Here is a 21472-nt window from a genome sequence, read left to right as displayed (position 1 = left end):
GTCAGGACATGCAGAATATGACGAGGTACCTGTAAATTTATCGGTGCCAAAGGGCAATGTGCTGCGCGTCGACTCGAATGGTTCCCAGCCAGAAGTAGTTCGCTGATGGAGGCGAAGGTCTACAAAGGCTATTCGATTTGGGGACATGCTATCCGGCAAGGCCACGAATACGCTGCCAGCGGCACCGTGACCCGAAATAACAAGCTAGTTGAAACATCCGGTGTGCTGGGCACCTTCGAAAGCGAAGACGAGGCGCAACTCGTCGGCCTCAACTGGTGCCGCGCGTGGGTAGATAGTCATGACTGAGGGTGGCCGTGCAAGACTCGTAAGCAGACCTCGTCCCAATCGGGCTCTTTGCGAGCCACGCTGACAAACAGTAACCCGTCAGTAGATGCTAGACTGCCGCGAACACCACAGCGCCTTGATGACCGACCTCGGCAAAGAACCGCGTGAATCGATACGTCTCTCCGTTGATGCTCAGTTCGTTGAGACCAGACTCCGTGGATTCGAGAATGGTGTCAGCGAGGTTGCTCTGAATCGCGCCGCACTTAGGCAGGTCCTCGTCCGACATGGTTTCGTCGCCGACGTACAGCGTGCAGTTGCCGCTGCTTTGGCTTTTCAGCATGATGAGGTGCCCGCCTCTATCCAGGGTAAGCTCCAAGTACTCGCATAAAGTCGCCATTGCTTCCACGCTTGATGCGACATCATGTCCAGAAGTCGACCTCATTGCTACCCCCCGAATTTCTACCATGCACTAGCTGTCATCGTACTCCACGTAACCACCACGAGGAGACCGAGGAACTCGGTGGATGCATCCGACGATGCGCTGGCGGTGTGTCGCAAGGACTCGGTGGGATGCCATCTGGTGGGCAAGCCGGGCTAGCCCAATAATTTGTCGGCGCTGTGGTGTCGCTTCCTCGTGACGCGTAAAGGGCGGTCTGCCGTAGGCTTTAACAGTACCTTCGACAAGGCTGATGTGGGCGAGCAGAGAACGACGCGTCCTCGCCATCGAAGCGACTGCTTCTTAGCGGTGGCGTTTCGCGGCGTGTCCTAGCGAAACTCCTGGCAGTAGTCGGACGCAATGTTGGCTGCCAGACGCAGCGCCATACGGTACCGCTTCCCACTGCGCATTGCGTGCAATACGCTTTTGTCGCCAAGTGAGCCCCTGCGACCAACCAAAAAAAGATATTTCGCAATCGGCGGAATGTCAGGCGCCAGGCGTTTCAGAAGCTTCTTGAGTCGGTGCTGGTCGAGCGAGCCCTCGGCAAGCACCGCCGGGAAGTACGGTTTGCGACCAACTATCACTGAAAACACTTCTCCGCGCAGTTCTAGTTGTAGCAGCCGAGCGCAGGATATCCCTTTTTGTCGGCAAAACAGCCTAGGCGCCAAGAGCTCTCGACTGCGCACAAGCTGGCGCCGACGCCGGCGTACATTCCCGTCGTAAATCGCGATTCTCGGCATAGGAACAGCCCTCACTCGTACGTTACTGATTTCCTTCCGACCTGGATTTTTCGGCGGATGCGCCTTTTTCCTGTGCTTACAACCCCGCTAGCCGGAAGTTGCGTTGTGAGTCCTGCGTTGTAGTCGCGCGCGAGCCGGCCTGGCCACACCTCGATGTGCAGTCGTCTAAAGGTCTGCGCGGCAATCACCTCGAACGGCGCCGCCGGTGCCAGTTGGCCGGTCCATTTGTTTATTCGTGTTTTGCAGTACACCCCACGGCTGACGCGCAGCAGGCGTCCATCGTTGACCATCTTTGCAAGCACGCGGCCGACTTGCGCAGGGCTGCCGAGCGATGCAACATCGGAGCGCAAAACGACGACACCCGCGCGGCGTTTTATCGAACGCGTGATTCGGGCCTCAAGCTTCATCTCTGAACATCGCTTGTAGCTTCACTTGCAGCTCGGCCAGCACCTCCGGTGCGCTGATTCCAAGCACTTCATCTGTATGCACTAGGTGGTCGCGGCACCATGCTGGCCACCCGAAATCGTCATCGTCGATGGCGAGCCACGCCGCCGGACGTCTGCGCACTACGTCAGCCCATACTTGCACGCCTCGCGGTGCCACACGAAAGAACTCGTCATCCATGCCGCTGTGCCACGTTGCGCCTACGACGCGCTCTCGCAATCCCTCCGGAAGGCGCCGAGCTACTTTGTGAACGCTCCGATAGGCGCGAACCCACGACGTGCTCAATACAATTTTCACGGAGGGATAAGGCGTAAGAACATCCTCGAGCAGTTGAGCATTCTCGAACAGTCGATGCCCCGGTGGGGATGCAACGTAGGGACCAAGTCCCGCTCGTACCCTGACGTTTTGCGGCATCAGCGTACCGTCGAAATCGACGTAGAGCACATTACCGCCAATGTGGCGGGGTGGTGGGATGCGAAAGTTCGGCTCCCCGGGTAGCATCAGTAGAGCCCCGGTCCTTGCAAGACACGAGCGAGTTCGCGCAGCGCCCTGCATGCAATCTTCCCTCGCTGCTTGCGGTGGGCCTCTGCCTTTTCATCGGCACCGGTCATAAGCTGATGGAGATAAATTCAGTAAATGTCGATGACGCATGCGTGCTGGAACGACGCGTTTTCAAATTCGAGAGCTTTCGGACTCGTCGCACTGTATCGGTTGCGCGCGTAGCCTCTGGGATTTGCGATGACACGGCACTTTCCAACCCTGTAATCAAAAGAATCGTGGACGTGGCCATGGAACCAGAAATCCGCCCGCTCAACCAAATCTGTTAGGTCACTCACAAAGGCTGCGTTGGTAATATCGCCGGCATACCGCGGATGTACGGACGAGGGGTGTACTCCGTGATGCGTGACCACGACTGTCTTGCCGTCGTAGGGCTGTTGAAGCTGCTCCCCTAACCAGGCGCGAGCCTTCGCGTGTTCACGAAGTGCATATTCTGGGCGGAAGCGGTCTCCGACTGCTGTACGGATTACACGATGGTCATTAAGATGGCGCTGCGCACTCTTCATCGCTTGACGCTGCAATTGAGCGCCGAAGAGAAGGTAGTCCGTCCACAGGATGCAGCCGAGAAATCGGACGCCTCCGAAATCGACGATGTCTCGTTCGAGAAATCGAATCGAGGTGTCTTGCGTTCGCTCCTTCAGCCTCATGAAGGTGTCTTCATAACATTCATGATAGAACTCGTGATTTCCGGCGACGTAGATGACAGGTACTGGCCAGGCTCCGAACAGCTCGACCGCGTCGCTTGCTCGGGTGATGTCGCCAGCCAGCACCAGCACGTCGACCATGTGCGCGTGCTTTATCAGGGTCTCGCCGGGGAATTGCTTGGCAAGCAACTCCAGGTGCAGGTCAGAAGCAAGCTGGATTCGCATTCGAACCTGCCTTCATGGCTTTTCCCCGTGTGGCTGTGCCCAAAGTGTTGGTATCGCGGCAGCCGATACTGCTATGTCGACATCGAGCGGATAGTGACGCAAGAGGCACACGGCGAGCGACTGAACGAGACCGGCCACTGAGACCTCTTCGGCCACCGCGAGTATCTCGAGAAGGGCTCGTGTCTCGACGACAGCCTTCGTGCGCTCATAGGGCGTGGTCATCCTTTGCTCCCGTCAACGGTGTCGACACACGGGGCAGTCAACAGCCCGTCCGTTACGTCGCGGCGTAGCCTGCGCGTCTCCAGTGCCGGATAGACCAGCCAGCGAACTCAACAACAGACTCGTTGCTGAAGGGCTTCGCTCGAGGGGTCTCCATGGCGCGCGCAAGAACCGCAATAAATATTGCGTTTAATCATATGCGCTGGACAAAGAAAAGCAAGGACGACGCACACGGCGTCACAGGCCGGCCGATGCTCTCGCCGCCGCGACCAAGTCTTCCGTATCGATGTAGCGCTCAAGGCTCCGGCTTCCCAGCGTGGCCAAACACTGCAGCGTGAGCGCGAGCGATGCGGTACCTTCAGTCAGATGAGCGACGAGTGTGCGTTCGGACACGCTGACGCCAATCGATTGCAAACGTCTCGTCAGTTCTGCTGGTGTTACCCAAGGCTGGCACGCGAACTCGGATGCGAGTACGGCTGCCGCGCGGCTCTGCCAATTCCCTTCGAGTTCCATCGCGCTCGACCATTGCGCGGGAGGTTGGGCGCCCGATATCTCAATGATTTGCAGGAGAAGGGAGAGCTTCGGAGAACCCCGGAAGAGCTTGCTCAGCAAGGAGCCTTCGGTTTCGGAAACGCCCGATGCCGAAAGTGCGCTCGCGAGTTCGGCGTAGCTCAGGTCTTTGCGTGCAAGCGCGACCTTAATGACGCGACTGGCAAGGCGAGTCCACTGAGTATCTGGCTGCACGAAATGTCTTGACCTCTTTGAAGGGCCTACTATGATAAAGACCGCAATGAAAATTGCTGTTTATGGTGACTCGACGAGATGCCGTCGCTCGCTTGCGGGCGGCAGCGTCCCCATTCGCGATTCATTTTACGAGGACTGTTCCGGCGCGGCTAGCGCCTCAGGATTTTTGGCTTCCCGGGAGACTGTCGCTTACCGCGCTCGGGCTTCGCTTTCGACGTTTCTTAAAGGGCGAGTTGTCACGTTCGGGGAGACGTTACGGCCGGCGCATAGGGCGCGAACGGACGGTGTCTAACCCTTCCTGCTGAGGTCACCGATAGTTGCAAGCGTACCGCACGCGTTTTGGGCCGACGCAGTTTGCGTAACCGCACCTCTAAAACGCTCGCGCCGCAGCACGCCACAATGCATAGCCCCATCTAAATTTTAGATACCGGGCCCCCTGTCTATACGCCTCGTGAACATATTTTGCGAGGACACGATGACTGACGGTAGCAACGCATACCTTTGCTTTGGCCCTTGGTCGGTTGACGGACCAGAAACCCTTGGCAACTGCGTCTGGATAGGAGGTGTGCGATGAGCCGCACGCCTGCGTACTATGGCCGTCGCAGTCGACTGAGCGCGGCAAATACCGGAATCCGCCACACGGCATCAACCTACGGTAAGGCGAAGTTCGGCACTTACAGCGAGAAGGCGGACGGCCACCTGATTGTCGAATCCGATGCCGAGCGATTTGTCACGCATCTGTTGGCGATTGACCCGCGCGTCAGAGCTTTCCAGCCTCAGCCGTTTTGTGTCGACCTGATTGACCAGCGCCTGCTTTTCACGCGAGAAGCTGTGCGCGAGGCATGGCATAAACATCGCGACGTGTCCGGCCCGAAGTTCTATACCGTCGACTTCAGTATCGACTGGCAAGACGGCCTCCACCACGCCATCGAGGTCAAGGCAGAAGGCTTCGAAGGCGACGACGTCTATTGGGACAAGGTTGCACGCGCTCGCCCGGTTCTGGCCGCCAACAACTATCCCCTGCGCACCGTGGTTGTTCCGGCGAACACGTCGCATCCTATTCGGATGAATTCGCGGGTGCTTAAACAAGCCGCCCACCATGTCCGCTCGCACCTGAACGAAGAACTCATTGAGAGGGTCACACGGCGCTGCGAGGACCATCCCATCTCGCTCCAAATGCTGTGTTCGGACCTCGCACTTTCTCCGTCGCTCATCCCCGTCCTGCTCGTCGGCGGCGTGCTCGCGGCAGACCTAGTTCGTCATCCAATCTGCGGCGCGCTCGAGCTGTCCGTCGCGTATGGCGACTTGGACCATCTCTGTCTTCTCGAAGGAGTCGAACGATGACCCGCACACTGCTCCTTCACGACCGGCTCGCTCCGCCCAGGAGTCACGACGCCTACCTGGAGGTCCTTGACCCCAGCCCGCGGCTTGGATACGTCAAGGTATTTGATGCTGAAAAGCGCGAGGACAGATATGTCTCGTTGGCGAAGATTCTCGCCGACATCTACGCCGGCGAGCTTATGCTGCTTCGCCTCGGCAAGCCACGTTTCAGTCATGCGGCGCAACCCGACGACAATGCGCTTCATGAACGAAGCATCTTCATTCGTGAGGCAATGCGGCGCATTCATTCCATCGAGAAGCAGCGAGGCCTAAGCTTTCGGCAGGCGTATCTCCTCGCCGCAGAACAGTACGGCAGTGAGGCTGCCTTGCCGCCGTATCCATTTCCACCCCAGTCAACGATGTACCGGTATCGAAAGTCGGAGATGGCAGGACTGCCCGTACTTCGCGGCAATAAAAACAAGGGAAATCGCGAGCCCCGATACCCCAAGGAAGTCGTCAACACGATTTGCACGGTCGCGGAACAGCACTACCTGGTGCCTATGTCTCGCTGGTCGCTGAAGAGAGTGACTGACGATGTCAACCTCAAGGTGCATGGCACATTTTTGCCAGCTACTGGCACGGCGATAACCGCCAGATACGTCAAGAACACCATTTTGCGCTTTGCTAGTGCAGACCCCCAACACGACCGAATGCTCCCGACGGATGCCGTGTCTGGAAAGTCATTTGCGAAAAGGCGTATCCGGGCGGAAGTGCCGTTCGAGCGCGTCGAGCAAGATGCACTGCACCTTCCGTTCGTCGTCGAGACGCCGAGCGGGGTGACCAGCCAGCTCTACCTCGTGCATGCCGTCGACTGCTGCACGAGTTACCCACTCGGCTGGCACTTAATTGTCGGCGCTCCGACCGACAGGGAGTCGCTCGCGTGCGCGGAAATGTATATGGCCCCTGTCAAGCTGAAACGCTTCAAGGAAATGGGCATCGACCACGACATGAACGTATGCGGCACGCCGGGGCAGCTTGTCTTTGATAACGGTCCAGAAGCCAAAACCAGTCGCATCCAGAATTTGGAAAGGTTGGGGGTAGATGTAAAGCATTGCAGGGCCAGGGCCGGGCACGAAAAGCCCTACATCGAACGCCTCAATCGCTCGCTCAAGGAAGCGCTGGAAGGGCTGCCGGGCTGTACTCGTATGGACGGAAAAGACGGCCAACGCGACCCCATTGCGTTGGGCGACCAACTTATGACGCTGGATGAACTCGAGCGCTGGATTGTGCGCTGGTTTTACGAACGGTGGATTCACGCTCCGCTTGAGCGCTTGCAGTGGGATGCCGTCCTCTCAGGGTTGTCCAAGGGCGACACGCCGGCCGCGCGCTGGAAGTATTTCGAGGAGTCGTGCTTTGCGATTTCACTTCCGCCCTCACGTGCCGAATGGCTCGCAGCACTTTACGAGCATACGGAGCGTCGGTTGAGCCGAAAGACGGGCATCACGATAGACGGGCTGCATTACAAGGGCGACCAAATCGGGCCCCTGATTGCCAGATATGGTGAGCAGCGGCCGGTTAGAGTCCTTTTCAACCCGGACGACTTTCGTCGCGTTTATGTCTACGAGGGCGATGATTTGCCCCTTATTGCGCTGTTATATGAGCACCTGACACCCGAGACGCCAGCTTGGTCATTCAGCGAGGCGAAAGAGCGGTTCAACAAGCACAAATCTAGCTTCAGTCCGTCCCCGCAGGCGGAAAAGTTCGACCGCGATATGCATGGGAAAGCCGCGTCCGACTCCCTTGCGCCCAAGCGCAAGAAGCCGAGCAAATATGACAGAAATCGGGAAACCGCGCGCCGAGAGAAGGAGGCCAGGGCTATTGAGCGTGCAACCAAGCAGCCGAGCCCGCAGCTTCCGCCAGCCTTCACGTCAGGCGGGTCGAATGCAGGTCAGGTCACGCCATCCACCGCTGTGTCGCCTGTCAGTCAGATGCTCGGCGAGGTGTCCCTGCTTCCCTTGGTGGACCGTGAAAGCGGGGATTTGTTGAAATGACACCTGCACAAAAGCTGCGTCGAAATATTGAAGGTTGCGAGCTTCAGCATTTGTTGTTCGTCGAGCACTTCAGACCGCTCCGGCAGCGCATCGAGGACGCCATGGACGGGGGAGCAAGCCGTATCGAGCGCGTGATGGGGCCGTCGCGGGTTGGCAAGACTATGCTCATCAACGCATTGCGACGGGCCTTTCCCGAAACGAGGGTGGACGGGCGACGCCACGTGCCTGTACTTGTCGTGCCCGTGCCCACGCCCGTATCGCCGCTGCTGCTGCCGTCTAGCGTTCTCACCGCGCTAGGCCTGCCGGTGCAACGAAGTATCACGTCGGGCGCGATGGGCAACCGCATGCTGGACCAGTTGAAACTCGCCGGCACGCGCACCGTGATTTTCGAAGAGGCAAGTCACCTGGTCGAACCGGGTGCGCGCGTGCCGCCGCGTTCGGCGGGAGACTGGTTCAAGGCACTGGCGGACTCGCACAATCTGACGGTGTTTCTGTTCGGCGTGCCGCGTCTCGAGCGTCTCTTTGAACATAACGAACAGTTGCGCATGCGCGCGTCGGCGCCGCGTCGCTTTTTGCCTTACGACTCCCGTATTGTTGAACACATGAATGCGTTCCATGTCTGCGTAATGACCTACGCAAATCTTTTTAGCGAGTCCGGCTATCCAATAGCTTTGCCGGCACATGCGCTCACATACCAATGCTACCTCATGACTGGCGGGTTGACCGGAGTACTAAGTCGGTTCATGCAGGAACTCGCGAGCCAAATGGCGTATGAGTCTCCCAGACTACTTACGTTTGATGACTGCAAGGCGGCAGCGAATGCTATCGAAGCCGCCGGTTCGCGCCACTTTCGGGCATTTGCGAATCCGGAGTCCATGCAGGCGGATGTCGCCCCCGCTGCGCTTCACCAAGCTTTCGTGCAAGTGATGAACGACAACGACCTTGCTGTACAAATCATCGCTGAACAGGTCGGAGGCGCCCGGTGACTCTTGTCCTAACTTATGCGCCGCGAGATGACGAATCGGGGTTCGGCTACTACCGGAGGCTTGCCGCGGATAACATCCTGTCTAACTGGCGCGAGCTGGCAGGACTCGCCGACATACAACGCAATCGAAGCGCATTGCTCGCGCAAGCTGATTTTGTCGCCGGACAGCTTGGCCTCGAAAGCACATGGGCACATTTTGCAAGCCAGCAGGAGGCTGTGTGCCGCAGATGGGGGCGCCTGCATCGAACCCAGAACGACGCTATTTGTCCGGAATGCCTCGCTGACGAACCGTATCTGCGTCATTATTGGGAGCATGCTTACGTCACCGCGTGCCCTCACCACCGTATCCGCCTCGTCGACAGATGCAACGACTGTGGGGAGTTGCTCTCGTCGAATCGTTACCACATCGACCGCTGCGATTGCGGCCATGAATTGCGCGCGCTTCCCCGCATCGAGTCCACCCCTAGCCAGCACTGGCTGTCGACATTGATTGCGAGCGGCGGCAAGCAGTCCGGCGGTATAGAGCCAGTTGTGTGCGCCGTGGATGTCAACATCCTCGGCGACGTTGTGCGTCTGCTCTGCCTGTATGCCGACCCGGCGTTGCCGCCACTTCGTAGAAACGCTGCATTGCCGAAATCCGTCGACGAAGCCATCGGGTTGCTTGAGCCCCTCGAAGGTCTACTGGTCGAGTGGCCGGCAAAGTTCACGTCGCATGTGGAGGGGCGTATAAGAGCCGGTCGGCCGGATGCTCGAACTCTTAATACACTGCTTGGCCCCTGGTACGTCAGCCTTCGAAAACTTTGTCAGGGTACGGCGCTTGAGCTGCTCCTCAAAATCGTCATCGAAGTTGCTGCCGAGCGATTCGACGGTGTGCTCGGATTGGACTCCGCAAAAGCGCTCGTCGAGACCGCAACGGACCACATGCGCGCACCCGATGCCGCCAAGGCCATCGGCGTTAGTGCGTCTCGTTTGCACACCGCAATTCAGGCGGGCGAGTGTGACTACCGCACGCGCCGCGTGGGAACCCGCGGACACGTCTACGAAGTCCCAAGCGCAGAAGTGTCCCGTATCCAGCAACGGCGCCGTGAGTGGATAAGCGGTGCGCAGGCTTGCGAAACGGCAGGCGTTCCGTCGTCGGTGCTCGAGCACATGATGGCCGCCGGCGTGATTCGCTCGGACATCAACTGGCGCCATGACATCCTGAAGGGCGGTCAGGTCGAGCGCCGCTCGCTGCTGGGACTGGTCGAGCGCGTTCGCGATGCAGCCGAGCCTGCTGCAGCCTCCGATGACGAGAGAGTCGTATGGTCAGCATTCACCAGTCGACGTATGGGCGACCGTCAGGCTATCCAGAACCTGATGCAGGCAATCGCTGACGGCAAGATAAAGGCGGTCGTTCGCGGCCGCCGACTCGGCGACATGGCTTTTCGCCGTGACGACGTCGCGACGTACTTCGGCACGCCGTTGCTCGAAGCAGGTATGTCGATTCAGCAGTTGTCGAAGTTCACCGGCTGGAAGTGGGAAAGCATCTCACACTGGATAGACCAGGGCCTGCTCGATTCGCAGTCGATTGTGCTCCGCGGCCAGCCGTGCCGCGTGGTACTGCCTCATCAGCTGCTGGCCTTCCGGCAGACGTATGTGCCTCTTGCAGACCTCGCTCGCGGCATGGGCACGAAGTCGTCGGCATTGTCGAGGTCGCTGTCCGGCATTGAGCTTGTTGGCGCCCAGCAGCTTCCAGGTGGAAATGCGCGCGGCGGCCTGGTCCGGATTTCAGACCTCGGGCGACTGGCTGTTCTCGGGGCGAGAGCTGGGCACGACCTGTTTGTATCCGCATCGTTGACACAATGAGAAAGCAAGCGAGCGATACGTCGAACCATCGGCGTGTCGCCTGGCCGGCATATACGTCGCCAGCCATGCACAGGTCGGGCTCGCTCGTTTTGCCGCCAGGACTTTCGGCAAGAAACGCGAAGGGTATGACGTTCCACCACCAGGAGACTACGATGCCCATCTGGAAACCACGCCCCGCTTCCGAATTGCCGAAGATTCCGTTATCTCGATGGCGCATATTCGAGACGGAGGATGGGAGCCGGCATTTTGTTGGCGTGGATATGCTTGACTCGTCGGGGCGCGTCAGCTCCCCGATAGTGACGTTCGACCCTGTCACCTTGCAGGGTACGACTCAGACGGGACGCATTTATGAGCTGGTCGGCAGGAAAGGCTGGTCATTGAATGTTGAGTACGTCTGGAAGAGGTGGTGCGAACTGTACGAGGTCACGTCGTACACCGACGTCACCGAACGCCTGCTTGACGGAGCTGACGATGACAATGCCATATGAGCGCACGAAAGCCGTTATTGAGACGCGAGAGCTGTTACAGCTGCTCGCCGCTTCCGACGACGTAGCCAGCGGCATCGATATTCACGCAATTGCGGTACGGCTACTTCGGCACTACCCGCTGGACGTCGACCTCGATATTTCCGCTGCAGCACTGCCGGGAGTCTGGGCGGCCCCTGAACATTCGCAAGTTAGCGCAGCAGCAACTCCGGAATATTCAGGACGTGCGCGGTCCGGCGGCGGAGCCGACATGCAGCAACCTAGGAGCAGATGATGGCCGAGCAGCATGTGGTTCCTGACGATTTCCCCAGAGAGCCGTGGCCCGGAGTCGTACCCGGTGCGCAGCCCAAGCTTCTGGTGCACGAGAAGGACGGGCGGTATTGCATCGGTCTCACAGACGATGAGTTGTGGACGCGCCATGAGGTCTGCGAAGACCTCGCGCGCCAGCTGGCGGCATATACATCGCGAAAAATGTCCGAGCACGGCTGGCCGTTGGACGATGCGCTCGGGAAGGTCGAAAGGAGCGTGAACGGCAAGGTCAGCGCCGGTCAATGAGATTTTTCTCCCGCGGAGATTGCGTGGGTGATGAAGCGCACGCGTGCGTTACTGTCGGGGCCGGAGAACGGCAACGATAGCGGGCAATGAACATCGACCTTGTACCGAAGAACGAGCGCGATTCTCTCGCGCTCGTAGGAGAACAGGCAACCACCGGACGGTGGTCGAACGAGGGCCGTCTTCATCGCCAGCTTCCCAAGCATCACCCGAACCAAAGGAGATAAGACATGAAGCGGCTCAACCCATTCGCCGAATCGCTTCTCCGCTTCGCATCATCGCAGAGGAATATCGACCGGGTGGCGATGCGGCTCGGTGGGACCGTCTCGGTCCTTGCTGCAGCACTCGCCGCCGCAATCACGGTCGTGCTGATACTACGGTGAACCATCCCTGGCCTTACAATCGTTCTCCACATCGCGCGGGGCCGCAGTTGAAGGGCCCGACTTCACCAGGACAGACCGACAGCACAGCTTCCACGGGCTACGCTTTGCCCGCATTTAGCGCGTCAAGGTCTGTGGGAACTGCCGCAGCAGACTTTTCTGCCCACTCCCGGAATCTCGGGTTAGCCTCGAGCTCGACTTGCGTCGGCAACCTAACCTTTTTTCGCGCACGAGCATCATCCATTCCCGCGGCAATTACCGGGTTCCATTCGCTATAGCTGTACCCGATTGACGGATGGTTCACGCGGATGACAACAACATCATCAGGCAACTCTGGAAGCCACGCTTGCATTGCTTTGCCCAGTACGATGATGGCATCCGGTCTCACAACGTCGACGACCTCGGGCAATGCCTTCGCCGCAGTCCTCCAGGCATCCGGACTTGGCCGGTCGCCTGCGCTCGGAACAAATTCCTGCACAAAATTATAGAAGACGACATCCTCCCACACTGCGGCACGGTCCGCGGCCTTCAACTGATGCGCCGCGGTCAACCCGAGAAGTGTGCAGGCGGTTGTGGTGAAGAACCTACCTTTCGCCTTCTGCCCCAGCCACCTTACCGTTTCGGCCGTGACACTTCGGCGCAAGTGATGCTCCGGTCCGTAGTGGGATTCCCCCAGAAGCATCAGCCGCAGACCACGAAATCCTGTGGTCGCATAGTTGGCGCCAATCCAGGGTTCGAACTTTACTTGGCTCATAGTCTCTCGCTTTCCTTCCGCGTAGGCTCGCGGCCGTGCGTCGGTCGCGAAAACCAGACTCTATTCGAACGAGGAAACCATACACAAGCGAAAATCGCGACCTAAAAATTATTTTTGCTCCCAGAGCGAGAAACGCTTCCTCAAAGGATTCTTCGCCCGTGGCGTACAGCCAGCATAGAAGAGGAGTTTTCGATGGATGCGATTTACGGCACGAACGCTGTCTCCATGGCAACAGTCTGGGTGTGTCGGGAGTGCTCGGCACGCGACCCCGTAGTTGGTCGAATGTGCAAAGGCCCGTGGGGCGACGCCATCGCTACGCTACGGCAAACATTGCAGACACGCGAAGTCTTCCAGTCGAGACAAAAATCCAGACATTCGTTGGTCGGCTTCGACATCTGGTTATCCGCGATTCCGTACAAGCAGAGATGGCAGCTGAGCAACGCGCCCTCGCCGCGGCTAAGGAGGCCGAGCGCGTGAGACTGGGCGAGATTCGCCGAGTTGCGCTTGACCAATTGAAGCATGTCGAGGAGTGGGCGTCGAAACTCGAGCGAGCAAATCGCCTGCGAGCACTGGCGGTCGAGTTCGAGTCAAAGCAGCTGAGGTCGTCGGACGACGTCGTCGATGCGGCGTGGATACGACGGGCCGCAGACTGGCTGGACCCCACTGTCGATTGCCGCTGGGACGATGTGGACAATGCTCCAGCTAGATATGGCGAGCTATAGTGATTTCGTTGGCTGGCCGAGGTTGCGCATGCTCGTCTAGGTCGTAGGTACCCCCGGTCCGGGAATCTGGGAACGGGTCGCCCCTGTTCCAACCATCAATCCTGTGATGCTGACCCGAAGCGCAAATCGTCGTGCTGTCCGGCTAGCCGGACAGCACGCTCCTCCTCTCGCCTATTCACCGCTATGCTGACTTTTCACTGGCGGTGACACGGACGCAGGCGCACTGGGCGCCGGCGCCACATCGCATATTTCAGGGAGGGATGGCCATGGCCATTGTGTATGGGCGCTGGGACTTCATCGTCCGTAATCTTGAGACTAACGACGAAGACGAAGTCAGCGTTTATGACGAAGACATCGAGGTCGAGAGCACACAAACGGATACCGAGGACGACAAGCAGCGCGAGTCGGTATATCTGATGGCTCGCGTCCACGCGTTCGACGGCGACGTCAGCTTCACCGTTCGCCAGTATTTCGACGTTTTCGGTCCGAACGTCTTCAACATGGGCCCGTTGCGCATCGAGGACATCGCGCCGGGCCACTTCGCCGTCTCGGTCGACACCAGCGACCCGGAGAGCGGCGTTTCGGTGGAAGCGTCACCGTTGCAGACCGAAGAATAATGCGTACTACCACGGCGGTCGTGTATCGCGGCCGCCGCGCGAACCTTGCGGTAGCCGCGGGATTTCTCTGTGTCTATGAACGTATTCAGCTGGGCCGGTCTGCAGAGATTTCGTAAATCTTAGAGATTTGCTCGTCAGTTGCGCCGATGGTGGGGGCTGCCCATTACAACGCTCGCATCGTCATTTTAGGTTCATGCGTTCTGCACGCATGTCCGTGTCACCGGACATTTCCGACCGCATACGACTGCAACGCGACTAGCATCACGAAAGTAAATGACACAACAGAGCCTCTGATGAGCATCCCCACATCCCCGCAGACACTTTTCGACCTCGGATTCGAGCATGGCGTCGAAGCGGGCGACGACCCGTCCATTTTCGAGATGAGTTCACGCGTGCTCGAATATCGACTTGGGTACGTGCTGGGCCGCAGTTGCAGCGTGTGCGTCCAGAAGATTAGCCGGCGCGAAGCGGCGTGCGTCGCGGGTGCACTGGCCGCGCGATTCGATGTTCCGCTGAAAGATATCCTTGCCGCGATGGTCCCACAGGAAGAACACGTCGCGCTGGTTCGCGATGCCTACAGCGTCGGCGGCAAGAGTCGCTGAGGATGCGGGGCAGTTGGTCCCAACCAACTTATACCGTCGCGGCGGTCCGCTGATACTGCGGTTCCCGCCGCTTCAGCTTAACTTCGATTCCGTCGACCGTCGCCCATTTGAACGCCGTGCGAGAGGAGGTCACTCTCGTGCTGCACGCTCTCGGTGTGGAGGCCTTCCGAGGGGTAGCGTTCCAGCACGAGTGTGTCCTCTACGCTATCGAGCACCTCGGCCCGCGACTCTTTGGCGGCGGGCTGAACTGAGGCCTGAAGCAGCCGTGAGCAGACTCGCTAACGCGCGGGTGGGCAGCGCCTCGATTTCTTCGGCACAAGCCATCAGCATCGCATGCACGAACCACCGCATATGGTCGGGCACACCGTACTGCGGCCGGATGTAGCGCGTGCGCAGTTTGCCGCACGCGAGGTAGTAGGGGCAGGCAGCGTTGGCGTACGGGCTTGCCCATTCTTCAAGCGTTCGCCCGGTACGCCAGTAGTAGTCGCGGATGTCTTCGTTGACAGTGGAAAGAAGCGAAATCGCAAGGGCCGTCCACGGCTCGCGGTCGCGACGCGCAAGCAGCCGGATATTCCGCTCACCGACTTCAAGAATAGTGCGCCAGGGTTCTGGCAGCTTCGTGAAGCGTTCTAATTTCTTCATTCTCTCACCGTATGGTGTGCCGGGAAACGCTACTGTATTGGCACTAGCAGAAGAAGAGCGACCCTACTGTCCGGCGTGACGGACATTGCAGCGTGCGCGGCCTCGACTGCCGCATAGCATGAGAGCAACCGCGCGTTCGAAATCTCAGTTGTTCGGGCGCTGGAGGTCTGCTACATTTACCGCACGGGTTCCTGGAACCGCCCCGGGTGCGAGGTACGGCTACAACGTACGTAAGCGCCCCGAATGCCCCTGTGGTTTTCGAAAAGGCAACGCCGCCATACTGACCAGCAGTTCCAGCTTTTCCTTCGGTATCGAACCGGAGGGTGCTGGTAGTCGTCCGTCAGTTGTGAGCGTTCCTTGTAGTTGTCGTGCTAGGCTGCCGAGATGGCAGGCAGTGCGGCGACTGGTCGCGCCGTGGATGCCACGGTCTTGCGGCCCTTTTCGACTCGCAGGATATTCGAAATGCCCCAATCAACTCTCTCTTCGCTGCGCGAACCTGTCCGCTCCTATTTGGGCGAGGCCAGCAGGTACTTCAACCAGTTCTTGAATTGCACCCCGCCCTCCGAACGCATTCGCCTTCTACGAAAGCGGTTCGACCGGGTTGTCGATGAAGTCCAAAAGCTTTCTCCGCGTCTCAATCTGAGTGCAATCCGGAATGCGCTTGCGAAAGCGATTAGCTTCGACAACTACAACGGGGACAACGGGTTCGTCCCGCAATGCGCAAAGCGGCTAGCGGCTGCGGAAGACACCAGCGACGAGGCGTGGTTGCCCTTCTGCGATGCGCTTGTACTGATGCAACTGACCCCGCGTGGGCCCGCTTCCGACTTTGTTCGTGAAGCGAATGCACGCTTTGCAGCCAAGCTGCATGAAAACCTGCCATCGGCTCCTTCAGACGCTGGGTTCACCGTCCTTGCCAAGATGCTTGGAGCAACATCGATGGGAATTTCCTACGAGGCGCTAATGACGCGAGGTCTGCCTGAGCCCGCGCAGTGGAAGGCGTTTGAGTGGGAGGTGCCGGCTGGCCAGTTGGCTGTGCTTGCGAGCGCTGCGCTTTTCCTCGGGTTCGACGCGCCAGAACTCATGACGGTGGTCTGCGACGAAAAGTTCGCACGTGGAATGAACGAGCAGGTTCTGCAGGCGACGGCCCATGTGATTCCGCTTAAACGCCTTGAAATTGCCGCGTACATCGAGCGCACCTCGCCTGACCTGTTGCAGTACCTCGACCGCTTTAAACACTTCGAGGACACGGATATCGAATCACTGCCAATTGCGGTTGTCTGCAGCGATGCCATCGCCGCCTGGCTGTATCTCAATTCGCAGGAAGTGACAGGCACGAACACCGGTTTTACCGCGTTACAACTCGAGCGTCTGGCCAAGGAGGGCTCGCGTCGCGGCAGGGCGTGCGAGTCCGCATACTGGAAGTCGGCCATGCACGAACGAAGGTATGCATTGAAATGCGTCGTGGCGTGCCCGGCATGCCGTCATCCTGCCGACGTTACGGTACATGTCCTGCCGACCAAATCACATACTGGCGAATGGCACTTGCGCTGCGCGTGCGGACACGTCGAGAGTCGTTATGACCGAGAGGACTGGCGGATGCGGTGGTCGATTTTCCGTTGCGATTGCCAGCATTGCACGACGCTTCGGGATGGTATCCGGCAACGCATGGCGCCGGTTAGCCGGTCAGTGTCGGAACGCACAAAGCGCTCTGAGACACTGGTGACAGCGCTGATGGAGGACGCACTGCAAGGGCGTAACGGCCTATCGACAGATGAAGAGGGCCACGTGCTTCGAGACGGCCAGGTGATCGGTCACTACTCGGCGCCGCTGGTCCTTCCATGGGCCAACTTCGCTCCTCGTGATTTTGCTGAGGTGCCCGACCCGTCCAGCATCGACGAGAAGGCGAGACGAGGTCAGCCTTGGGAGTGGTTGAGAGCTACGCTGGGGCAGGACCACGACAAATGGGTGTGCCGCGAGGAGAGCCCCATGCTGGGTGAAGACAAGGCGTCAGCGCGATTGATGGACCACCAACCAATGGATGAATTTAAGCGGGGATTTGATGCTGAAAGCGACGCGTCGTTCAAAGCGTGGGCACGCGCCGTTGAGATTCTTAACCATCGCACATTCGCTCTTCCGCTTTCCATCACCGTGTGGGAGAAAGGCACCCCGGTTCCTACTTGGATGCCTCCCGCCGAGCGCGCAAAGTGTTTGAGTGCTTCCGCCTGACGTGAAGACGCCCGGAACCTAGTTCTGGGCAGTTACGTACCTCACGTCAACGATAGCGCGCTTGCTAGGGCCTTCGAATACTGAACTTCCGACGGCCACAAAAGGTCGCAGGCCGCACTCGCGTCGTCCGCGCACGGCAACGCGGCCATCTCGAGTGCTTGAGCGCAGTTTGTGCGCTGCGATTCCTCCGTTTTGCAATCTGCTGGCCCCGACCATCACGAGGGGTGTTCTGCTTTGGGCGCCTGGCCTTTGCGAGAGCGGAAAGGGTACACAACGCATTGTCCGGCTGGCCGGACAGTCGGCAGCACAGACAATCGGTTCCGATGCTGAAATGAAGCTCCTAAACAACGTTGTCGAATGTCAAACGGGGTTTCAGATGAGCAAGAGCAAAAAGAAGATGGCAGCATCGCCATTGCGGGGTGCGGAGGTCAAAGCGATGGCGCCCATCTCGCAGCGCGTTGCACGCGAGGTGGACCACCGCTATGCCAGGCTTGCGACCAGGGTCCGCAAGCAGGCGTGCACCACGCAGCTCGACTCGGTGCGTCGCGGGAATATCCACGAGACCGTCCTCGAGGAGACCTTCAACATCGATGCCGTTCGCAAGGGTCGGTCGGCGCGCGCCCAGACGGGTCATGGAAATGGCTTTGCTAATGACCGGTGCACGGACCTTCGGGTGGTGGATGGACAGGTTGTCAAATCACGCGCTCAGGTGAAGACCAGCGCGGACCCCAAGATGTCTGGCCTGCGTCTCGGTAAAGAGCAGTACGCCGCAAACGACCAGTTGCTCGTTCCTCACGGCCAGACCGCAGATGCGCAGGCGGCGCTGAGCGAGGCGGCAGCGCGAAACCGGCGCAGCGGCGTGCCGCGCAAACAGAAGCTCGCCGAAACGCAGGAAGCTGCCATACCGAAGGTCGACGACAAGCTGCGTTACGGCGACGTCGAAAGCAAGACGCTGACGGTCGAACAGGGCGACAGTCTGGCCCAGGGCAATCTGGACCAGATTGAACGCTGGAGGCAACGCGACCGGTTAGTCGAGCGCACAACAGGCGCGATTAAGGTAGGGGCTGCGTTTGGTGCCGTGGCAGGTGCGGTTCGCCATGGCAAGGCTCTTTTCGACGGCGAGGAGACTCTGAGCGAGGCCGCTATGGGAGTGGCAAAGGACACCGCAGTTTCAGCCGCGACCAGCGGAGCCACGGCGCTCACAGTCGAATTCATCGAGCGAGGAATTACGAGGGTTGCAGGTGATGCAATCGGAGGCAGCATGCAACGAATGGGCGCAGTGGGTGCTGGCCTTGGCGTAGGCATCAACCTCGTGCAGCATGCCCGGCACGGCACACTTACCGTAGGAGCCGTGGCTGAGGAAGTGACCACCGGCGCGCTTGCATGGGCCGGGGCGGAAGCTGGTGCCCTGTGCGGAGCCCCGCTCGGACCGGTAGGTATGGCGGTCGGAGGCCTTATTGGAAGCGCGGTCGCGGTAACGGCCGTGCGTCCTGCCAAGCACCTGTGGCGCTGGCTGTTCGGCTAGGAAAATGCCTGCTCAATTAGAAATTCGATTAGAAAGATGGTGCTTTTGTCTGGCAAACCAGACATTCCAATGGGCATTTCCAGTGATGCCCAGATACGATGCATCTCAATCGCGCTACGGGGGAGGAGCGACAGATGAGTGAGGACAGTCAGCGTCGCGTCGAGACCGCCGCGGCCAGTGCGAATACAAGGCTCGGCGGTTCGGCTGAAGCCGCCAATGAACCGTCCGACGGATTCAAGCTGGTGACCAAAACGCTTGCGCGGAACTTGGAGCGCGTACGCAACGTTTGCCACGATGATGAGAGTCCGGAGGGAAGGCCTCAACGCATGTCGCAGATTGACTTTTGTAAATCAGTCGGAATTGGTCGCGCCACCCTGACGGACCTACTGGCGGCTCTGAACGACAACTTCGAGAAAGCCAACGTCACGCTTGAGAGCCTATGTAAAATTGCGGACTACTTGGGCATTCCGCTCTTTTTCCTTTTCATGGGTCGCGATGACTGGACGCGTATCCGGGAGGCGCTGAGGTGGTACGACGGTGTCGGCGCGAACGAGGAGTATGTGGGCCAATCGAAGCACGGGGAGCCGACGACAAGCCAAAGCGAAAATCGCAAGAGGGATGAACTTCTCGACCTCGTTTGCAAGATGCAGGGAGTTTCCGTTGAGGAGCGAGCTCGTTGGGCGTCCACTGCGATTCAATTGATTGAAGGCTCGTTCCTAACGAAGGAGCAAACCAATGTGGAAGGCGCTGAAGTACGTGCGGCGCCACGCTGGAGAACACATACCGACGAGCCAGTTGTGCCGAAAGAGGAGCGGCGCAGACAGAAGGCCCTGATGGCTCTCGCTCCCTTGGATAGCGCGGCGGGCGAGGCGAAAAAAGAGGCGCCTGAAATACTGCGACTTATGACTATTGCTGTTATCGCGGGAAAGCGTGAACAAATGCTCCAATCACGATTCACCAACGGGAGCAAGGAATGACCATAAAGGCGAATGCACTGGAACTTGAAGAACTCCTCGCCGTTGCCGAAACGGCGGACCTTGACGTGCTGACCGACTACCTGACGGACAATGGGGCGGGGCGTTTGATGCTGGATGACAGTGTCTGCCGGACACTTGTCGCCTGCAAGAAGGAGACGCGCTATGAAGTCAGCCACCGCGAGCTCATTGCAAAAGAGATACGGCTGTTTGGCGGCAATACGCTCATGAACTTTGTGCGCGGGAAGGGGGTGCCCTATTCTGAAATCCTGCGAGACGTTGCGACGCATGTCGGGGTCAAGTTTGCGCAAGGTGACGACGACGCGATTATTGAAAGGGCGGTACTGGAATATCTGCTCAAGCGTGCCTGGGGCGAAATGCTGGAGGAAGAACACCTTCAGATGACGCAGGACCTAGGCCTCGGCGTGATGAAGGGCCCCGCAGCACTAGCGGCCCTGCTTACAGCCTTCAATGCAGGCGGCTTCACATCCTACCGCCTGGCCCTCATCGTCGCGAACTCTGTCGCCCGTGCCGTTATTGGCCGCGGCCTGCCCATGGCGGCGAACACGGTAGTAGCGCGAACGCTGGGCGTCGCGCTAGGCCCCATCGGGTGGGTCGTCACGGGGCTTTGGTCTATTGCTGACTTGGCAAGTCCCGCGTACAGGGTAACAGTCCCTTGCGTGGTGCAGATTGCCTACATGCGGCAGAAAGGTATCGCAACTGCGACATGCCCTACCTGCGGAAAAGTCAACGAAACTTCGGCCAGATTCTGCAGTGAATGCGGAACGTCACTCAACGCACAAGCAAGGAATTGAGCACAGTTCCTGTTGACGACGCTTACTTCACGTACTTCTTGATACGTACAGAAAGCACCACAAATGCTGAGCCGAATTCTCGAGACTAGTCAGCTCCGGACTGCCACCGAAAAGCTACGCGTCACGCTGAAGCATCACGCTTACCGTCAGCAAAAGGTGGAGTGGGGCACTCCGGCTGGAAGAAGCGACGAGTTCGATACATATGTGCTTCGTGCCAAATCACACGACATCTCTGTAGGTATGATGCTGCGCTTACCATACGCCGTTGTATCCATGAGAATCCCGGGGAACTGCGTTGCCTGAGCACATCTGCTACGAGTGTTTTATCGATGAGCACCTCCGCGAGTTGGTCCGTCGTGAGGGCGCCGTCGACGATTGCCGCGCTTGCGAAGAACAACGCGAAGGCATTACGGTTGGACGGCTCGGCAAAATCCTAGAGCCCATCATGGATGACTGCCTTCGCGTCGGCGATTCAGTCCGCGACATCGACGCCGACGGAGAGCTCTACTATCGCCAACTTGGAGACAGTCTTTCGGGTTGGGTTCAAGCGTTTCTCGGCAAACGTTACGACTTCGAAGACGAAATTGTGGACGCCATCGTCGCGGCCGATGACTACAACCCAAGGGATGGAGATGGGCCATTCTGGGACGACACGCAGAGCTATGAGCGCGTCCAGTAGCTG

At 58.9% G+C, this 21472-nt stretch carries 24 protein-coding genes; 16 read left to right on the top strand and 8 right to left on the bottom strand.

The window, feature by feature from the left end; translation table 11 throughout:
• Window positions 1–105: 105 nt before the first annotated feature.
• On the top strand, window positions 106–306 hold the full coding sequence (locus QQS38_RS22245; RefSeq protein ID WP_479647518.1) for a hypothetical protein: 201 nt from the start codon (window positions 106–108) through the stop codon (window positions 304–306).
• A gap of 88 nt (window positions 307–394) precedes the next feature.
• Here the strand turns inward: QQS38_RS22245 and QQS38_RS22240 are convergent, their stop codons facing one another.
• The 6 genes from QQS38_RS22240 to QQS38_RS22215 form a co-directional block, all read right to left on the bottom strand.
• Window positions 395–625 carry a hypothetical protein gene (locus tag QQS38_RS22240; RefSeq protein ID WP_479647517.1) on the bottom strand — a complete coding sequence of 77 codons (231 nt, stop codon included), beginning with the start codon at window positions 623–625 and terminating at the stop codon, window positions 395–397.
• A gap of 847 nt (window positions 626–1472) precedes the next feature.
• Window positions 1473–1868 (bottom strand): DUF6088 family protein, encoded by a 396-nt coding sequence (locus tag QQS38_RS22235; RefSeq protein ID WP_479647516.1) that lies wholly within the window; start codon window positions 1866–1868, stop codon window positions 1473–1475.
• Window positions 1858–2349 carry an HAD domain-containing protein gene (locus QQS38_RS22230; protein ID WP_479647515.1) on the bottom strand — a complete coding sequence of 164 codons (492 nt, stop codon included), beginning with the start codon at window positions 2347–2349 and terminating at the stop codon, window positions 1858–1860. The genes QQS38_RS22235 and QQS38_RS22230 overlap by 11 nt, the downstream gene beginning before the upstream one ends.
• 185 nt (window positions 2350–2534) lie before the next feature.
• Window positions 2535–3332 (bottom strand): metallophosphoesterase, encoded by a 798-nt coding sequence (locus QQS38_RS22225; RefSeq protein ID WP_479647514.1) that lies wholly within the window; start codon window positions 3330–3332, stop codon window positions 2535–2537.
• 12 nt (window positions 3333–3344) lie between these two features.
• Window positions 3345–3554, bottom strand: coding sequence for a BPSL0761 family protein (locus QQS38_RS22220; RefSeq protein ID WP_479647513.1), 210 nt, complete (start codon window positions 3552–3554; stop codon window positions 3345–3347).
• A 234-nt stretch (window positions 3555–3788) separates the two neighbouring features.
• Complete coding sequence (locus QQS38_RS22215; protein ID WP_479647512.1) at window positions 3789–4295, bottom strand: DUF6471 domain-containing protein; 507 nt, start codon at window positions 4293–4295, stop codon at window positions 3789–3791.
• 570 nt (window positions 4296–4865) lie between these two features.
• Here QQS38_RS22215 and QQS38_RS22210 point away from each other — a divergent pair.
• From QQS38_RS22210 to QQS38_RS22175, 8 genes are all read left to right on the top strand, one after another.
• Window positions 4866–5639: a hypothetical protein gene (locus QQS38_RS22210; protein WP_479647511.1), complete on the top strand. Its 774-nt coding sequence runs from the start codon at window positions 4866–4868 to the stop codon at window positions 5637–5639.
• Window positions 5636–7666, top strand: coding sequence for a Mu transposase C-terminal domain-containing protein (locus QQS38_RS22205; protein WP_479647510.1), 2031 nt, complete (start codon window positions 5636–5638; stop codon window positions 7664–7666). Before QQS38_RS22210 ends, QQS38_RS22205 begins: the two co-directional genes overlap by 4 nt.
• Window positions 7663–8652 (top strand): TniB family NTP-binding protein, encoded by a 990-nt coding sequence (locus QQS38_RS22200; RefSeq protein ID WP_479647509.1) that lies wholly within the window; start codon window positions 7663–7665, stop codon window positions 8650–8652. Before QQS38_RS22205 ends, QQS38_RS22200 begins: the two co-directional genes overlap by 4 nt.
• Entirely contained in the window at window positions 8649–10496 is a 1848-nt protein-coding gene (locus QQS38_RS22195; protein WP_479647508.1) for a TniQ family protein, read from the top strand. Before QQS38_RS22200 ends, QQS38_RS22195 begins: the two co-directional genes overlap by 4 nt.
• Window positions 10497–10648: 152 nt before the next feature.
• Entirely contained in the window at window positions 10649–10984 is a 336-nt protein-coding gene (locus tag QQS38_RS22190; RefSeq protein ID WP_479647507.1) for a hypothetical protein, read from the top strand.
• The gene (locus QQS38_RS22185) at window positions 10878–11255 is read left to right on the top strand and encodes a BPSL0761 family protein (protein WP_479647506.1); all 378 of its coding nucleotides are present in this window, start codon (window positions 10878–10880) and stop codon (window positions 11253–11255) included. Before QQS38_RS22190 ends, QQS38_RS22185 begins: the two co-directional genes overlap by 107 nt.
• Window positions 11252–11536, top strand: a complete 285-nt coding sequence (locus tag QQS38_RS22180) for a hypothetical protein (protein WP_479647505.1) — start codon at window positions 11252–11254, stop codon at window positions 11534–11536. The genes QQS38_RS22185 and QQS38_RS22180 overlap by 4 nt, the downstream gene beginning before the upstream one ends.
• A gap of 227 nt (window positions 11537–11763) precedes the next feature.
• Window positions 11764–11916 carry a hypothetical protein gene (locus QQS38_RS22175; RefSeq protein ID WP_479647504.1) on the top strand — a complete coding sequence of 51 codons (153 nt, stop codon included), beginning with the start codon at window positions 11764–11766 and terminating at the stop codon, window positions 11914–11916.
• A 97-nt stretch (window positions 11917–12013) separates the two neighbouring features.
• Here the strand turns inward: QQS38_RS22175 and QQS38_RS22170 are convergent, their stop codons facing one another.
• Window positions 12014–12667: a hypothetical protein gene (locus tag QQS38_RS22170; protein ID WP_479647503.1), complete on the bottom strand. Its 654-nt coding sequence runs from the start codon at window positions 12665–12667 to the stop codon at window positions 12014–12016.
• Between the two features lie 988 nt (window positions 12668–13655).
• Here QQS38_RS22170 and QQS38_RS22165 point away from each other — a divergent pair.
• Together QQS38_RS22165 and QQS38_RS22160 are read left to right on the top strand one after the other, a co-directional pair.
• A complete protein-coding gene (locus tag QQS38_RS22165) occupies window positions 13656–14006 on the top strand; it encodes a hypothetical protein (RefSeq protein ID WP_479647502.1) in 351 nt (116 codons plus the stop codon).
• A 293-nt stretch (window positions 14007–14299) separates the two neighbouring features.
• A complete protein-coding gene (locus QQS38_RS22160; protein WP_479647501.1) occupies window positions 14300–14608 on the top strand; it encodes a hypothetical protein in 309 nt (102 codons plus the stop codon).
• Window positions 14609–14812: 204 nt separating this feature from the next.
• Here the strand turns inward: QQS38_RS22160 and QQS38_RS22155 are convergent, their stop codons facing one another.
• Window positions 14813–15250: a hypothetical protein gene (locus QQS38_RS22155; protein WP_479647500.1), complete on the bottom strand. Its 438-nt coding sequence runs from the start codon at window positions 15248–15250 to the stop codon at window positions 14813–14815.
• A 462-nt stretch (window positions 15251–15712) separates the two neighbouring features.
• Here QQS38_RS22155 and QQS38_RS22150 point away from each other — a divergent pair, with 462 nt between their 5' ends.
• The 5 genes from QQS38_RS22150 (at window position 15713) to QQS38_RS22130 (ending at window position 21469) form a co-directional block, all read left to right on the top strand.
• A complete protein-coding gene (locus QQS38_RS22150) occupies window positions 15713–17476 on the top strand; it encodes a hypothetical protein (protein ID WP_479647499.1) in 1764 nt (587 codons plus the stop codon).
• 376 nt (window positions 17477–17852) lie between these two features.
• Entirely contained in the window at window positions 17853–19001 is a 1149-nt protein-coding gene (locus QQS38_RS22145; protein WP_479647498.1) for a hypothetical protein, read from the top strand.
• 134 nt (window positions 19002–19135) lie between these two features.
• Window positions 19136–19978: a helix-turn-helix domain-containing protein gene (locus tag QQS38_RS22140; protein WP_479647497.1), complete on the top strand. Its 843-nt coding sequence runs from the start codon at window positions 19136–19138 to the stop codon at window positions 19976–19978.
• A complete protein-coding gene (locus QQS38_RS22135; RefSeq protein ID WP_479647496.1) occupies window positions 19975–20790 on the top strand; it encodes a ubiquinol-cytochrome C chaperone family protein in 816 nt (271 codons plus the stop codon). The genes QQS38_RS22140 and QQS38_RS22135 overlap by 4 nt, the downstream gene beginning before the upstream one ends.
• Window positions 20791–21085: 295 nt before the next feature.
• The gene (locus QQS38_RS22130) at window positions 21086–21469 is read left to right on the top strand and encodes a hypothetical protein (protein ID WP_479647495.1); all 384 of its coding nucleotides are present in this window, start codon (window positions 21086–21088) and stop codon (window positions 21467–21469) included.
• Window positions 21470–21472 lie beyond the last annotated feature (3 nt).

The organism is Trinickia sp. Z7 (assembly GCF_056498045.1).
The sequence above is the reverse complement of the archived record's forward strand: the minus strand, read 5'-3'. Positions and strand labels throughout refer to the sequence as shown.